The sequence below is a fragment of the Flavobacteriales bacterium genome, from assembly GCA_016715895.1.
Lineage (GTDB): Bacteria > Bacteroidota > Bacteroidia > Flavobacteriales_F > PHOS-HE28 > PHOS-HE28.
In genome coordinates this window covers 888,933-904,208 of record JADJXH010000003.1, presented here as the reverse complement: position 1 = coordinate 904,208, position 15,276 = coordinate 888,933, and the positions used below count along the sequence as shown (strand labels likewise).

13 protein-coding genes are annotated in these 15,276 nt (G+C 68.4%); 7 read left to right on the top strand and 6 right to left on the bottom strand.

Annotated features, from left to right (window positions below; all coding sequences use genetic code 11):
- Nucleotides 1–50: 50 nt before the first annotated feature.
- A complete protein-coding gene (locus IPM49_04150) occupies nt 51–728 on the bottom strand; it encodes a WbqC family protein (GenBank protein ID MBK9273717.1) in 678 nt (225 codons plus the stop codon).
- 44 nt (nt 729–772) lie between these two features.
- Between IPM49_04150 and IPM49_04145 the strand changes: the two genes are divergently transcribed.
- Nucleotides 773–1,537: a copper resistance protein NlpE N-terminal domain-containing protein gene (locus tag IPM49_04145; protein MBK9273716.1), complete on the top strand. Its 765-nt coding sequence runs from the start codon at nt 773–775 to the stop codon at nt 1,535–1,537.
- Here IPM49_04145 and mnmE read toward each other — a convergent pair whose 3' ends face one another.
- Nucleotides 1,538–2,890: a tRNA uridine-5-carboxymethylaminomethyl(34) synthesis GTPase MnmE gene (gene mnmE, locus IPM49_04140; GenBank protein ID MBK9273715.1), complete on the bottom strand. Its 1,353-nt coding sequence runs from the start codon at nt 2,888–2,890 to the stop codon at nt 1,538–1,540.
- A 37-nt stretch (nt 2,891–2,927) separates the two neighbouring features.
- Here mnmE and IPM49_04135 point away from each other — a divergent pair, with 37 nt between their 5' ends.
- On the top strand, nt 2,928–4,253 hold the full coding sequence (locus tag IPM49_04135; GenBank protein ID MBK9273714.1) for an NAD(P)/FAD-dependent oxidoreductase: 1,326 nt from the start codon (nt 2,928–2,930) through the stop codon (nt 4,251–4,253).
- Between the two features lie 28 nt (nt 4,254–4,281).
- Here IPM49_04135 and IPM49_04130 read toward each other — a convergent pair whose 3' ends face one another.
- Nucleotides 4,282–4,785, bottom strand: a complete 504-nt coding sequence (locus IPM49_04130; GenBank protein ID MBK9273713.1) for a hypothetical protein — start codon at nt 4,783–4,785, stop codon at nt 4,282–4,284.
- Between the two features lie 89 nt (nt 4,786–4,874).
- On the opposite strand from IPM49_04130, the gene IPM49_04125 reads away from it, so the two are divergent.
- Together IPM49_04125 and sucD are read left to right on the top strand one after the other, a co-directional pair.
- A complete protein-coding gene (locus IPM49_04125; protein ID MBK9273712.1) occupies nt 4,875–6,071 on the top strand; it encodes an MFS transporter in 1,197 nt (398 codons plus the stop codon).
- Nucleotides 6,072–6,117: 46 nt separating this feature from the next.
- A complete protein-coding gene (gene sucD, locus IPM49_04120) occupies nt 6,118–6,987 on the top strand; it encodes a succinate--CoA ligase subunit alpha (GenBank protein ID MBK9273711.1) in 870 nt (289 codons plus the stop codon).
- Between the two features lie 150 nt (nt 6,988–7,137).
- Here the strand turns inward: sucD and IPM49_04115 are convergent, their stop codons facing one another.
- Nucleotides 7,138–7,362 (bottom strand): hypothetical protein, encoded by a 225-nt coding sequence (locus IPM49_04115; GenBank protein ID MBK9273710.1) that lies wholly within the window; start codon nt 7,360–7,362, stop codon nt 7,138–7,140.
- On the bottom strand, nt 7,340–9,253 hold the full coding sequence (locus tag IPM49_04110; GenBank protein ID MBK9273709.1) for a T9SS type A sorting domain-containing protein: 1,914 nt from the start codon (nt 9,251–9,253) through the stop codon (nt 7,340–7,342). Before IPM49_04110 ends, IPM49_04115 begins: the two co-directional genes overlap by 23 nt.
- A 175-nt stretch (nt 9,254–9,428) precedes the next feature.
- On the opposite strand from IPM49_04110, the gene fabG reads away from it, so the two are divergent.
- The 3 genes from fabG (at nt 9,429) to IPM49_04095 (ending at nt 13,020) form a co-directional block, all read left to right on the top strand.
- On the top strand, nt 9,429–10,178 hold the full coding sequence (gene fabG / locus IPM49_04105; protein ID MBK9273708.1) for a 3-oxoacyl-[acyl-carrier-protein] reductase: 750 nt from the start codon (nt 9,429–9,431) through the stop codon (nt 10,176–10,178).
- 109 nt (nt 10,179–10,287) lie between these two features.
- Entirely contained in the window at nt 10,288–12,378 is a 2,091-nt protein-coding gene (locus tag IPM49_04100) for a hypothetical protein (GenBank protein ID MBK9273707.1), read from the top strand.
- Between the two features lie 12 nt (nt 12,379–12,390).
- A complete protein-coding gene (locus IPM49_04095; GenBank protein MBK9273706.1) occupies nt 12,391–13,020 on the top strand; it encodes a YdcF family protein in 630 nt (209 codons plus the stop codon).
- Between the two features lie 3 nt (nt 13,021–13,023).
- Here the strand turns inward: IPM49_04095 and IPM49_04090 are convergent, their stop codons facing one another.
- Nucleotides 13,024–15,234 (bottom strand): trypsin-like peptidase domain-containing protein, encoded by a 2,211-nt coding sequence (locus IPM49_04090; GenBank protein MBK9273705.1) that lies wholly within the window; start codon nt 15,232–15,234, stop codon nt 13,024–13,026.
- Between the last annotated feature and the right edge of the window lie 42 nt (nt 15,235–15,276).

Here is a 15,276-nt window from a genome sequence, read left to right as displayed (position 1 = left end):
TCTAGGTGGGCTTGCCGGTGAACGGGATGGTGGAACGTAACGCTGCCATGTCAGGCGATGCGATGAAGCGCCTCCGGCCCGCAGTTGCACACCAGGTCGATCACGCTCATCCGCGGCTGGAAGCCGTGGCGGTCCGCGAAGACCTGGGGGTAGGGCCCCACGGCATCGATCCCGGCAGGCAGGGGCTTCTTGGGGTGGAAGGAGGTTCGGAGGTCGAGTACCGAGTGGTGAGTGGCGAGTGGCGAGTGTGGCACCGACGGTCCACACTCGCCACTCGCCACTCGATACTCGCCACTCACGTCCAAGTAGGTCTGCCGCACCTCCACCTCCGTCGTCAGCCCCAGCCACCTCATGCCCAGCCGCATCGTCCCCAGGTCCAGGTCGATCAGGCGTTCGTGCCGCTGAAGGATCAGGTCCTCGATCGCATCGATGTAGTGGATGAACCAGGGGGTGTTGCCATAGGCGCTGCGGATGGCGTGCACCTGCTGCTGCGGCCAGGTCTCGGCGTAGCTCAGGCGCATGTCCCGCATCGGCATCTTCTCCCCGCTGCGGCGGATGATCGGCACGGTGAGGTCCTGCACGCCGTTGGGCCCCACGATGCGGGTGCGCGTGCGGTAGCTCTGGCGCTCGTAGTGCTCGCCGGTGTCGATGATCACGTGGCGATGGCGGGCGAGCAGGCGGTAGTGCTCCACGCTGCCGAAGTAGAAGGCGGAGAGCACCGGCACCATGGCGCAAAGGTCGGCGGCTACCTTCGGTGCGGAAAGTTCATCCCATGCGACACCTGTCCTTCCTGTTGGGCGCTGCGTTGCTCACCGCCTGCGGCAGCGACCCGAAGCCCGCCGACGGGGGCTCCACATCCGCCGTGGACAGCCTGTCGCTTGCGGCGGTGCCCGAATGGCCCGGCTATTACGAGGACACATTGCTTTGCGCGGACTGCCCCGGCATCCTCACCCAGCTCTGGGTCCGTGCGGACAGCAGCTTCGTTCTCCGGCAGCGGTACCTCGACCGGGACACCCTCGCGCACGGGCTCATCGGCCGGTGGCAGATGGTGACGCCGAACGCGCCGGGCGCCGTGCCTCTGATGACCATCGGCCAGGCGGGGGACAAGCCGGACTTCTACCGCGCCGAGGCCGGAGGCTTGCGCCTGGTGGATGAGATGGGCGTGGCGTTCGCGTCCAACGCGCCCTACACCCTGGAGAAGCTGGCCGGCGAACTGGAAGGGGAGATCCCCCGCATGCGCCTCACCGGCACCTTCACGTACATGGCCGACGCCATGAGCTTCAGGCCCTGCGGCGCGGAGCGTTCGTGGCCCTGTGCAGGCGGGGAGGACCTCGGTGCGGAGGAAGGCGAGCTGGTCGGGTCGATGAACGGTGCGGAGCTTGAACGGCACTACCTGCGCAGCGTGAAGCAGGGCGGGGAGCCCTGGACCATCGAGGCGGAGTGCTCGCTCGACCTGGGGCCGGCCATGGAAGGCGACGGGTCGGACGAGTACATCCTCATCCACTCCATCCTGAAGGAGGGCGTGGGGTGCCCGTAGTCACTTCCCGATACAGAACCGGCCGAAGATGCTGCCGAGCACATCGTCCGGGGAGATGCGTCCGGTGATCTCGCCCAGGTGGTGCATGGCGCGGCGCAGGTCCACGGCCAGCAGGTCGCCGCTGATCCCCTGGCTCAGGCCGGCACGGGCATCCTCGAGGGCCTGACGGGCGTGGGCCAGCGCTTCCACGTGCCGCGCGTTCGTCACCACCACGCCCCCCTCGTCGTGGTGAAGGGCCTGTACATGCCGCATGAAGGCCGCCTTCAGCGCATCAAGCCCCTGGCCCGTGCGTGCGCTGATGCGCATCACGCGGCCGCTCCGGCCGGCCTCCGCGAGGTCGCTCTTGTTCAGCACGGGCAGCAGCTGCGGCCCTTCGCCGATGCGCTCGCGCAGCAGGGCCGCCTGGGTGAGGAAGGCGTCCTCGTTCAAGGCGGCCGCATCGCCCAGCAGCACCACGATGGCCGCCTCGCGCGCCTTGCGGTAGCTGCGCTCGATGCCCATCCGCTCCACGGTGTCGCCGGTCTCGCGCAGGCCCGCCGTGTCGATGAAGCGGAACTGGATGCCGTCCAGTGTGATCGTCTCCTCCACGGTGTCCCGCGTGGTGCCCGGGATGTCGCTGACGATGGCGCGGTCCTCCTGCAGCAGCGCGTTAAGCAGGGTGCTCTTGCCGCTGTTCGGCGCGCCGACGATGGCCACGGGCACGCCCTGCTTCACGGCGTTGCCATAGCGGAAGCTGTCGATGAGCCCCGTGCAAAGGGCGATCAGGTCCACCAGCAGGGTGTCGAGCTCATCGCGCCGGGCGAAGGTCACGTCCTCCTCCCCGAAGTCGAGCTCCAGTTCGATCAACGCGCAGAAGTCGATGAGCTGCTGGCGCAGGGCGTCGATGTGCGCGCTGTAGCCGCCCCGGAGCTGCTGCATGGCGAGGCGGTGGGCGGCGGCGCTCTGGCCGGCGATGAGGTCGGCCACGGCTTCCGCCTGGCTGAGGTCCAGCTTGCGGTTGAGGTAGGCGCGCAGGGTGAACTCGCCCGGCCGCGCCAGCCGGGCGCCGGCCTTCACCGCCGCCTGCAGCACGCGCTGCACGATGTAGGGCGAACCGTGAAGGCCCAGCTCCACCACATCCTCGCCCGTGTAACTGGCCGGCGCGCGGAACACGGTCACCAGGGCCTCGTCGATGGGGCCGTCGGCATCGACCACCGGGGCCAGCACCGCACGACGCGCGGGCCAGGTGCGCGCAGGGCCACCCGTGAGCCGGTCGAGCACGGCCACCGCCTCGGGCCCGCTGAGCCGCACCACCGCCACGGCCGCCACACCGCCCGCGGTGGCCGGCGCACAGATGGTGTCGCGGTCGCTCATCGGGCGCGAATTTCCGGAACTTCGTGCCCGCTCCACCATGTCCAAGGCCCGCCGTGCATATGAGGCCCTGCCACACCCGCAGGTGGTGGTGGTGGGCGGCGGCTTCGCCGGGCTTGAGCTCATCAAGCGGCTCGAGGGCGCTCCCTACAAGGTGCTGCTGCTGGACCGGCACAATCATCACTGCTTCCAGCCGCTGCTGTACCAGGTGGCCACGGCCAGCCTCAGCGCGGACAGCATCGCGCATCCCTTCCGCCGCACCGTGGCGCCCATGCCCAACGTGGCCTTCCGCATGACCCGCGTGCTGGGCGTGAAGCCGAAGGAGAAGCGTGTGGTCACCGATCACGGGGAGTTCAGGTACGACATCCTCGTGCTGGCGACGGGAAGCACCACCAACTTCTTCGGCAATGCCGAGGTGGAGCGCGAGGCCATGCAGCTCAAGAGCATCGGGCAGGCGCTCGACATCCGCAGCGATTTCCTGCAGGACTTCGAGGCCGCGCTGTACGCACAGGACGAGGCCGGCCAGCGGCGCTGCCTCAACTTCACCATCGTGGGCGCCGGCCCCACCGGCGTGGAACTGGCCGGTTCCCTGGCGGAGATCCGCCGCACCGTGCTCAAGCGCGAGTACCGCGAGCTGGACAGCGACCGCATGCAGATCTGGCTCGTGGACAGCAACGACCGTGTGCTGAAGAACTTCAGCCCACAGGCCAGCGCGCATGCCCTGGGCTACCTGAAGGACATGGGCGTGCACGTGAAGCTGGGCGCTCGCGTCACCGGCTACGATGGCGAAGTGGTCACGTTCCAGGACGGGACCCGCATGGACAGCAACACGCTGATCTGGGCGGCCGGGGTGAAGGGCGTCACGCTGCCGGGGCTGGAGGCGGTGGAAGTGCCGAAGGCCAGTCGCTATGCGGTGGACCGGTTCAATCAGGTGCAGGGCGCGACCGACGTGTATGCGGTGGGCGATGTGGCGCTGATGGTCGAGGGGGCGTGGGAGCGGGGGCATCCGCAGGTGGCGCAGGCCGCCATCCAGCAGGCGCGCCTGCTGGCCGCCAACCTGCGCCGGAAGGCGGCGGGTCGGCCCATGGAGCCGTTCACCTATCAGGACAAGGGCAGCATGGCCGTCATCGGCCGCTACAAGGCCGTGGTGGATGTGGGCCGCTTCCACCTCGGCGGCCTGGTCGCCTGGCTGGCGTGGATGTTCGTGCACCTGATGGCGCTGGTGGGCTACCGCAACCGCCTGCAGGTGCTGATGGCCTGGGCGTGGAAGTACCTCAGCTGGAAGAACACCATCCGCCTCATCATCCGGCCGTACGTGCGTCATGGCGCGGTGAAGGAGCAGGAGCTCGCCTCCGGCGGGCGTTGATCCGCACCGCACACCCCGGCGTGCCGCTTCAGTCGTGGCTGAACTGTGTGCGGATGAGCCGACCGTCCACGAAGTAGGCGAGGCCCCAGTCCGAGTCGCCCCAGCCTTCCCGGGTGTGCGTGAAGCACAGGAACTCCACCCTTTCGCTCAACGCGGGGTATCGGTGGCGCAGGCGCGCGAACACGAAGCCCCTGCCGCTGCCGGAGAGCCGGAAGCGGGCCATCTTCCGGATCGCTTGCTCCTTCGTGTCGCCCACGGCCAGGCCTTGGAAGCTCCGGAGGAAGGGCTTCCGGCTGTTGAAGTCCCAGTAGCGCATGGACAGCACGAGCACGGCGCCGGAAACGACCAGGACCCACCGCCGCCTCGTCGGCATGCCGGTCGATCCCCAGGCCACGGCGCCGGCCGCCAGCGCACCCAGGGGCAGCGTGAACCACCAGCTGGCGTGCAGCGGCATGAACGGGTCGATCAGCAGGCTCAGCACGAGCACGGTCAACAGCGCCAGGACGGCGGAGGTGCGAAGGAGGGTCCGCATGGGGGATGCGCGGGTGTAACGGGCGAACGGGACCTCTGGTATGCGCCCTGCGGTGCGCGTAGTCCGGTTCCGACCGACCTTCGCGCCCCATGGACCGCCGCCTGGTCATCCTCTTCCTCACCATCTTCATCGACCTGATGGGCTTCGGGATCTTCATCCCGGTGGTGCCCTTCGTGGCGCGGGACCTGGGGGCGAGCGATGCGCTGGTGGGTGATACGGCGGTGGTGTTCTCGGTGCTGATGTACCTCTTCGGGCCCTTCTGGGGCGCGGTGAGCGACCGCTACGGCCGTCGTCCGGTGATCGCGATCGCCGTGGCGATCAGCGGGGTCAGCTATGTGCTGTTCTCCTTCGCGCATGGCATCGTGCTGCTCTTCATCAGCCGCATGCTCACCGGGGTGGGCTCGGCCAACATCGCCGCCGCGCAGGCCTACATCACCGACATCACCCCGCCCGAGCAGCGCGCCAAGTCGCTCGGTCTGGTGGGGGCGGCGTTCGGCCTGGGCTTCATCGCGGGACCGCCGTTGGGCGGCGTGGTGTACCACTACCTGGGCACGGCCTGGGTGGGCTATGTGGCCGCCGGCCTGTGCGCGGTGAACCTCCTGGGCATCTGGCTGCTGCTGCCCGAGTCCCTGCACCAACGCGCTCCGCACGCGCCCATCCGCTTCGCCCCGATCAGCGCCACGGTGCGGGCGCTGCAGGACATCCGGTTCCGCGACATCTACCTCATCGGCTTCGTGTACATCGCCGCCTTCAGCATGATGCAGACGGCCGTGCCGCTGTTGTGGAAGGACGATTACGGCCTCACCGAGGCGCAGATCAGCTACATGTTCGCCGCGGTGGGCCTGGCCAGCGCCATCGTGCAGGGCGGCCTGCTGGGCTGGCTCAACAAGCGCTTCGGCGAGCGCCGCCTGGTGATCATGGGCACCGTGCTCGTGGCGGTCGGGTTGGCGTTGACCGGCCTGGTGCCCCGTGTCTGGTTCATCCCGGCGGCCTTCGTCCCCATCGCCTGCCTGACGCTGGGCAACGGCATGCTGTGGCCCTCGCTCGCCGCCATGCTCACCCGGCAGGCCGACCAGAAGGAGCAGGGTCAGGTGCTGGGCATGAACCAGAGCTTCGGCAGCCTCGGGCGCATCGCCGGGCCCTTCATGGCGGGCCGCGCCTACGAACTGTGGCACCTGCTGCCCTTCCTGGGCGGTTCGGCCATCATGCTCGCCACGTATTTCTACATCCGCGGCTTCCTGCACCGGATGGATCAGCGCATCGGCCTCCGCCCCGATCGGAGGTGAGGCTTACTTTCGCGGCCGCCGGATCAACCCGGCCCCGCATCCTCCCATGAGCGTTCTCGTCAATTCGAAGAGCAAGGTCATCGTCCAGGGCTTCACCGGCAGTGAAGGCACCTTCCACGCCACGCAGATGATCGAGTACGGCACCAACGTCGTCGGGGGCGTCACCCCGGGCAAGGGTGGCCAGAAGCATCTCGACCGGCCCGTGTTCGAGACCGTGAGCGATGCTGTGAAGGCCACCAGCGCCGATGTCAGCATCATTTTCGTTCCGCCCGCCTTCGCCGCCGATGCCATCATGGAGGCCGCCGAGGCCGGCATCAAGGTGATCGTGTGCATCACCGAGGGCATCCCGGTGAAGGACATGGTGATGGCCCGCGAGTACATCCGCGGCAAGGGCTGCACGTTGATCGGCCCCAACTGCCCGGGCGTCATCACGGCGGACGAGTGCAAGGTGGGCATCATGCCGGGCTTCGTGTTCAAGAAGGGGCCCGTGGGCATCGTCAGCAAGAGCGGCACGCTCACCTACGAGGCGGCGGACCAGGTGGTGAAGGCGGGCCTGGGCATCACCACGGCCATCGGCATCGGCGGCGACCCCATCATCGGCACCACCACCCTGGAGGCGGTGCAGCTCTTCGCCAACGATCGCGAGACCAAGGCCATCGTCATGATCGGCGAGATCGGCGGGGACCTCGAGATCCAGGCCGCCCGGTGGATCAAGGCGAACTGCAAAAAGCCGGTGATCGGCTTCATCGCCGGAGAGACCGCGCCCAAGGGCCGCACCATGGGCCATGCCGGCGCCATCGTGAGCGGAGCCGATGAGAGCGCGGCCGCCAAGAAGGCGGTGATGCGCGAGTGCGGCATCCACGTGGTGGACAGCCCGGCCACCATCGGGGCGAAGGTGAAGGAGGTGATGGGTTGAGGGCCTGCGCCCCATTCAGGGTCGGTTCTTGTCCAGCTCCTCGATGCTGGATGTCTACGACCCGTTCAGGGTCGCGAGGGATGTGATGCATGGTGCAAGCAAAAAGCCCCGCTCATCGAGCGGGGCTTTCTGCTTCCGTGGGAGGGGCGATCAGGGCTTGTTCTTCTCCTTCGCTTTCTCCTGCTTGATGCTGTCGAGCGCGGCGGGGTCGTTGCTGCCGGGGCGGGGCGCCTCGGTCCGCTCCCCGTCCTTCACCACCACCTTCTGCGGACCGCCCGATGCCGGAGCGGCGCTGCCGTCGGCGGCGCCCTTCTGCCCACAGCACGCCATGAACAGCGCGGCGAGCACCACACTAATGGATGACGAGGGGCTCATGGGCGATGGGTTGGGCTCCGTTGCGGATGGCGATGACGTACTGGCCGGCGCTCAAGGCGTTGCGGTTGAAGCTGAGCTGGTGCTCGCCCGCGGTGAGGCCGTCCTGGTAGAGCGTCTTCACCACGCGGCCGTTGAGGTCCAGCACCTCGATGGTGTAGATGGCGAACGCATCGATGTGGAAGCTGAGCCGGAAGAGGTCCACCGTGGGGTTGGGCGCCACCGAAACCGCCATGGCCGGGGCCTGCTCCGGAACGACCGATGAACCGACATCGCCGACCTCGGCCACCCAGGTCTTCCAGGTGTTCTGCAAGCCGCCCTGGATGTTGGAGCCGTAACAGGCCGCCATCCACACGCGCGGCGGGTTGGCGTTGTGGCGCCGGGCCATGCCCGTGTAATCGCCCCAGCGCTCATCGCCCTGCTGCAGGAAGTTCACGTAGGTCTCACCCTCCTTCACCAGGGTGCTGTTGGACCATTGCAGGTTGGCGTCCACGTTCACCACCCGCGCCTCGGGGAACACCTGCGCGGAACTGCGCGTGAACGCGATCATCACGCTCGGGTCGTTGTTGCTGGTGGAGTAGGAGGCGAGCGCCGGATAGCACAGGTCCGCCGTGCCCTGCTGCCCCAGGTTCGTACGCTGGTCGTTCAGGGTGCTGATGTTGATGCGCCCGTAACGCAGGCCGTTCCAGCCCCCACCGATGTCCGTGCAGAAGGTGTAATGCACCAATCCGTTCATGAAGAAGGTGCTCAGCATGCGGCAATCGCCATTGCTCAGCGGGTCGGGGCTGCCGGGCATCTGCGCCGGGGCCGCCGGGGCGTACGGCTGGGTGGACACATCGTACACGTTCAGCGACGGGTTGCCCGTGAGGTCATCGGTGAGGTCCCACAACCGCAGGCTGTTCGCCCCGGGGCTGTTGCCGCTCAGCAGCAGGATGCCGGGGCCGTAGTTGGCCTGACCGCCGCTCACCGGCACCACCGTGAAGGCGGCGAAGGGCTGGTTGCTCAGGTTGTACCAGTAGATCCAGTCCAGGTTCGCCGTGCCGTTGTATCCGCCGCTCTTGGTGATCTGGAACAGGATGGCCTGCTGGAACTGGTTGTTGCCGTCGGTGAACAGGTTGCCCGACACGTACACCTCGTTGTTGCTCACGCCGATGCTCGGGTAGTCGAACCAGGTGCCGTTGCCCAGCGGGCTGCCCGGCAGGTAGTAGATCCACCAGCCGTCCTGCGGGTTGTTCGTCTTGCTGAAGCACAGCAGCAGCAGGCTGTTGCTGGAGGTGGTACCATGCAGCACCGTCAGGAAGAACCGGTCCGCCTGCGGATCGTAGATCACCTTGGGGTCGTAGATGTTGGCGTTGAGCTGCGGGTCGTTGAAGAAATCGGGCCAGAACGTGGAGGCCAGGAACTGGCCGCTCGCGTTGTAGAGCTCGATGCCGTCGTTGTTGCAGGTCACGATCTGCCCGCCGTTGGAGATGGCCATCGTGTTGTCCGGCGGGGTGCTCACCTGGCTCCAGTTGCCCTCCATGTTGACCCCGATCGCCGGGGTCACGGCCTTGGGCTGCACGGGTTCGCCGGCCTCGCCACGGAAGCTGGCCACCTTGGCGGGCCACTTGGCCTGCTTGATGGCCTCCACCTCGGGGAGCTGCGGGTTGCGCGGTGAGATCCGGCTCACCCGGTTCGCCCAGCGCGTGGTGTTCATGCGGATGCTGGCTTCGCCCGCGCGGGCCGTCGACAGCAGGGCGGAGCGCTGGGCGGCGTTCGCCGTCCCGTTCACCTGGGCGGTGGCGGCGGGGAGGGCGCGGCCCACTTCCTGGGCACGAAGCAGCGGGGTGAGGAAGAGCAGGGCGGACAGGGCGATCACGCCTCCGGCCATGTTCAGGTGTAGGGATCTGCGCATCGGTTCTGGCTTTGTGCCGTGAAAATACGACCCTTCGCGTTACCGCACGGACCTCCTCCCGGATCTTCGTGAGCCGCCCGCATGGTCCGTGCTCCTCCGGCCCCGGTGTGCGGCCGATCGCCTGCGCGGCTACCTTAGCCACCGCCGGCTCCACCGGGATCCGGCCCGAACACCCATGGGACTGTTGGACGGCAAGGTCGCCCTCATCACCGGCGGCTCACGCGGCATCGGCCGCGGCATCGTGGAACGCTTCCTCGAGGAAGGCGCCGACGTGGCCTTCACCTTCGTGAGCAGCCCGGACAAGGCCAATGCCCTCGCCGCCGAGCTCGCCTCCCGCACCGGGCGCCGGGTGCTCGCCATCCAGAGCGATGCCGCGCAGTTCGATGCGGCCCAGGCCGCCGTGGATCAGGTGACCACCGCCTGGGAGCGCCTCGACGTGCTCGTGAACAACGCCGGCATCACCAAGGACCAGCTGCTGATGCGCATGAGCGAGGCCGACTGGGACGCGGTGATGGACACCAACCTCAAGAGCGTGTTCAACATGACCAAGGCGGTGATGCGCACCATGCTCAAGCAGCGCAGCGGCAGCATCATCAACATGAGCAGCGTGGTGGGGGTGAAGGGCAATGCCGGACAGGCCAACTACGCCGCCAGCAAGGCCGGCATCATCGGCTTCACCAAGAGCGTGGCGCTGGAACTGGGCAGCCGCAACATCCGCAGCAACGCCATCGCCCCGGGCTTCATCGAGACGGAGATGACCGGCGCGCTGGATCCCAAGGTGGTGGAGCAATGGCGCGAAGGGATCCCCCTGAAGCGCGGCGGCACCCCGACCGACGTGGCCAATGCCTGCGTCTACTTCGCCAGCGACCTCAGCACTTACGTCACCGGCCAGACCCTGCACGTGTGCGGGGGCATGCTCACCTGAGCCGCTGTTCGTCCGCCACCGCCCGGATCGCCTTGCTACCGGATCCCGTGGGACACATCGGGAGGCGCACCCTTCGTGCGCGGCCGTGGAACCCTGACCTTTGCACCCCGTGGACCTGACCCTTACCCACAGCCCCTGGCTCATCCCGGTCTGCATCCTGCTGGGCATCGCCTATGCCTGGCTGCTCTATCGGGGGGGCGCGCACACCCACGGCTGGGGCCCCGCTCTGCGGTGGACCCTGGCGGTGACCCGGGCGACCGTGGTGGCCCTGCTGGCCTTCCTGTTGCTGGGTCCCCTGGTGCGGGCCTGGGTGCGCGAGGTGCGCAAGCCCGTGGTGGTGCTGGCGCACGACGGCAGCTCCTCCCTGCTGCTCGCCGGTGACACCGCGGCCCTGCGCGGCGCCTACGCCACCGAACTGGATGCCCTGGCAGCGGCGCTCGGTGACCGCTTCGACGTGCGCACCTTCACCTACGGACGCGAGGTGGTGGAGGGCATCGAGCACCGCCAGCAGGCCAACCGCACGGACATGGCCGCCCTGCTCCGCGAAGTGCACGACCGCTTCGCCGGTCCCGACCTCGGCGCGGTGATCCTGGACGGTGACGGCATCGTCAACCGCGGCCGCGATCCCCGTCACGAGGCCGCCCGCCTGGGCGTGCCCGTGCACACCATCGCGCTGGGTGACACCACCGTGCGGCCCGACCTTCTGGTGCGGGCCGTGGAGGCCAACCGGGTGGCCTACCTGGGCAACGAGTTCCCGCTGGTGGTGCGCATCGAGGCCCATCATCTGCAGGGGCGCCGCACCCGCCTGGCGGTGGAACAGGGGGGACAGGTGATCGCGGAACGCGAGGTGGTGGTGACCGCCGATCCGTACGTCCAGCAGGTGCCCCTGCTGGTGAAGGCCACCGCCACCGGCATGCAGCGCTTCACCGTGGTGCTGCGCCCGGTGGAAGGCGAACACTCGGACCGCAACAACTCCGCGGAGGTGGTGGTGCAGGTGCTCGATGACCGGCAGCGCATCCTGCTGCTGGCCGATGCGCCGCACCCCGACCTGGGCGCCCTGTCCCGCGCCCTCTCCGGCTCCGAAGCGTACACGGTGACCACGGCCACGATGGACAAGGTGCCGGCGGACGTCGCGGCCTTCGATCTGGTGGTGCTGCACCGCATCCCGAACGTGCGGCAGGACGGCCGGTCGCTGATCGCGCGATGCCGCGAGCGCAATGTGCCGCTGCTGCTCATCCTCGGCACCGAGGTCGATGCCGAAGCGGTCAACGCCCTTGGGGTCGGTCTGCGGCTGGAGGGCGCCCAGCGCACCGCCCTCACCGATGCCCGGCCCCTGTTCGAGCCGTCGTTCGCCCTGTTCCAGGTGGACCCGGCGACGGCGCAGGCCTTCGAGCGTTTTCCGCCCCTGCAGGTGCCCTTCGCCCAATACCAGGCCGGTCCCGGTGCGGTCACCTGCTTCCGGCAACGCATCGGAATGGTGAACACCGATCAGCCGCTCCTGCTTGTGCAGCGTTCGCAGACCGGACCACGCGCAGCGGTGATCGTGGGCGAAGGCCTCTGGCGCTGGCGACTGGCCGATCAGCAGCAGAACGGCGGCACCGACCGGTTCGACGGCTTCTTCCGCAAGCTGGCCCAGCTGATGGCCAACCGCTCCTCCGCCGATCGGTTCCGCGTGCAGCATGCCGACGTGTTCGACGATCAGGAGCCGGTGGAGCTGCAGGCCGAGCTGTACGACGCGGCCTTCGAACTGGTCGGCGATGCCGAAGTGGAGCTCGTGCTGAAGGACGAAGAGGGCTTGGAACGGCCCTACGCCTTCAGCCGCAGCGGTCGTGGTCATCGGCTGGTGATCAACGGCGCCGCCCCGGGCCGCTACACGTACACGGCCCGCACCACCTACGACGGCACCCCGTTCACGGCCACCGGCGAGTTCATGGTGCGGCCCGTGCAGGTGGAATCGGCGCGCACCGTGGCGGACCATGCCCTGCTGGCCGACCTGGCGGCCGGCACCGGGGGGCTCATGGTGCGGCCCGGCGGCCTGGGCCCACTGCGCGACGCCTTGCTCGCCGATCAACGGCTGGCGCCACGGAGCCACGCCTACGCCAGCACCACGGACCTGATCGCGCTCCGCTGGCCCTTCCTGCTCTTCCTCGCGCTGCTCACGCTGGAGTGGGCGCTTCGGCGGCGCAGCGGCGCCTATTGACCGTCACGGCGCATGTCCGTTCGCTTGCTTTCCGGTCGTGCGCCCGTCCTCCTGCTGGTCCTGCTCGGCATCGCCGGAGGACTGTGGCTGTTCCGGGTGCCGGTGCTGCGCGCTTCGGGTGCCTTCCTCATCCGCGAGGATGCCCTCCGCCACGCCGATGCCCTCTACGTGCTGGGGGGCGCCTCGCTGGACCGCGGCCGTGAGGCCGCCCGCGTGATGCAGGCCGGGTGGTGCGACCACGCCTGGTTCACCGGTTCCAACATCCCCACCGTCCTGGAGTCGATGGGGATCCCGCTGCCGGAGGCCGATGTGTCGCTCCAGGCTGCGGAACGCGCGGGACTGCCGGTGGGGAGGGGATCCGCCATCCACTACGGCACCAGCACCATGGAGGAGGCGGACGCCATCCTGGTCCACGCGCATCGTGCCGGGCACGATACGATCATGGTGCTGTCCTCGAAGTTCCACCTACGACGCATCCACCGGGTGTTCGCCCGCCATCCGCGGGCCGGCGGCATCACCGTGCTGCTGCATGGTGCACCGGCCGTCCAGTTCCGCGAAGAGGAATGGTGGCGCTACGAGGACGGGCTGGTGATGCTCGCCAACGAGTACCTGAAACTCGTGTACTACGCTTGGCGCTACTAAGGCTCAGCGCTGGATCAACAGGGGCAGGGCGCGCCGGAGGCCTTCGCCCATGCATTCCACCACGTAGCCTCCGGCGGCCAGTGTGGTGATGTCCACCGCGTGGCGCGTGCTGCCGGTCCGCAGGCCCACGCCGAGCATGGGGCGGCCGGTCAGGTCGTACACGATGATCCGCTCGGCCCAGGAGCATTCCACCGTGAGCTGGTCGTTCGCCGGATTGGGCCACAGGGTGAAGGCCGCCGCGTCGTCGTGCGAGGCGATGCCCGTGCCCGTGATGCAGAAGGTGACCTCCTCCAGATCGGTGAACTGGCCATCGCTCTCCGCCAGCAGCACACTGTCGCCGTCGAGCACTACCAGTCCGCCGTCGCCGTAGTCGCAGCAGATGCCATCACCCGCCACATCCTCGAGGGTGAAGATGTAGCAGCCATCGCCGAGGCAATAGGAGAGGTCCACCTCCTGGCCGGGTGCGCCGTTCAGGTAGGGGCCGCCCTCGTCGAGGATCGTGCCCTGGTCGGTGGACAGCTCCCAGGTGGTCTCGCTGCCCCAGGCGTCGAGCGTCAGGATGATCGATACGTCCTGCGCGGGGAAGGCCACCAGGAATTCCTTGCTGGAGGCGTCGTTGGCCGGGTTTCCATCGGTGAGGCCGTTGGGCAGGCTGCTGGCCACCGTCAGCGTATGCGTGCCGTTACCGACGTACAGCGTGCCGAGGGGCACGTTCATCGTCTGCCCGGGCTGAAGGCCGCCGCTCCAGGGTTGCGGCACGGGCGCTCCGGCATCCACGGTCACCAGCAGGGTCGCGCCCGTGAGCACTGCCGTGCCATTGTTCTTCAGGGTCACGTACGGCGTGATGCTGTCGATGCCGCAGAGCTGCTCGGGCAGGTCGAAGATGGCGGTCACCGCTGCGTCGTTCGTGGTGGGGACGAGCCCGTTCGGGTCCCAGCCGTCCAGCGTCGGTCCGCAGGTGCCCAGGTATTGCTCCAGCAGCGGCCAGCTCAGGTCGAAGCGGCCGTAATAGTCGTTCACGCTATTGCTGCAGTCGGCCTGGCCGCCGAAGAGCTGACCCACCAGCCGCTTGTTCTGGTCCCACACCCCGCTGCCGCTGGAGCCGGGCTCGGTGGTGCCGTGGTCCCAGGTCTGGATGTGCCAGCACTGGGCGGGCGGGCTTCCGAAGGTGCCCTGCAGGGGCGGGTCCAGGTCGCGGCTGATCTTCTTGATGTCGCCGCGGGGATGGTGGATCCCGATCAGGCTGTCGGGAAACGCGCCGCTGTGGTCCCAGCCCGAGTAGAACACGTTGAAGGTGTCCGGCGGTGCCGCGCTCAGCTCCAGCAGCGCCACATCGGTGCCCGGGTCGTTCACCAGCAGGGTGCTGCCCGCCACCGTCTCGTTGTCCGGGGCGTTGTTGGTGGGGGTGCAGGTGGGGCTGTCCCAGTTGAACACGAAGACCCAGTTGGCCGTGCTGCCGCTCACGCAGTGGTTGGCGGTGAGGAAGTAGGGCGTGCCGTCCTCGGCGCAGTTGTTCAGCAACTGACCGGTGCAGGTGCCACCACCGGCCATGATCAGTGCCACACTGCGGATCTGGTCGCGCCACGGATCGCCGTCCGGGCAGATCACGTTGATGTTGCACGATCCGCTGTCACCGAAACCCTTCGCGCCCCCGAAGGGATCGCGGTAGGCATGCACCACCTCGCCGATGGTGAGCCTCGTGAGGCCGGTTGCCGAGGCGGGTTCCTGCACTTCCACCACCACCGTGTGGCCCGCGAGGGGCACGGTACCCATGCTCAGCTGCCCCGGTGCGCTCGCTGCCGTGAAGCCGCCGCGGTAGGGGCCCTGCGGATCGTACACGAACACCCGACCGCCCTCCGGGATGCGGAAGTCGGTGAAGGTGACGCCCACCGCCATGGCACCCGGACAATGCAGCGCCAGCTGCCAGATGCGAAGCCCATCGGGCCCATTGTGCCAGCTGCCGTGGTGCTCCAGGTCGAAGGCGGTGGGGTGCACGACACCGAACCGCGCTGGTCCCGGCCGTCCTTGCTGGGCATGCAGGTCGTCCTCGGCCATGCGCGCCGCCACATCCACCTCGGGCAGGGTCAGCAGCACCGGTGCGGGCAGGCCATACTTCGGTGCGGAAAGTCCGAACGGGCGCCCGCCGAACGCGGGCTGCGCCAGGGAGAGGAGCGGAGCGGCCAACAGGCCGATCAGGATCGTGGTCCGGTGCATGACGAAAGGGTCGGTGGTAGGACGCGCGCGAGGGGGCGAGCG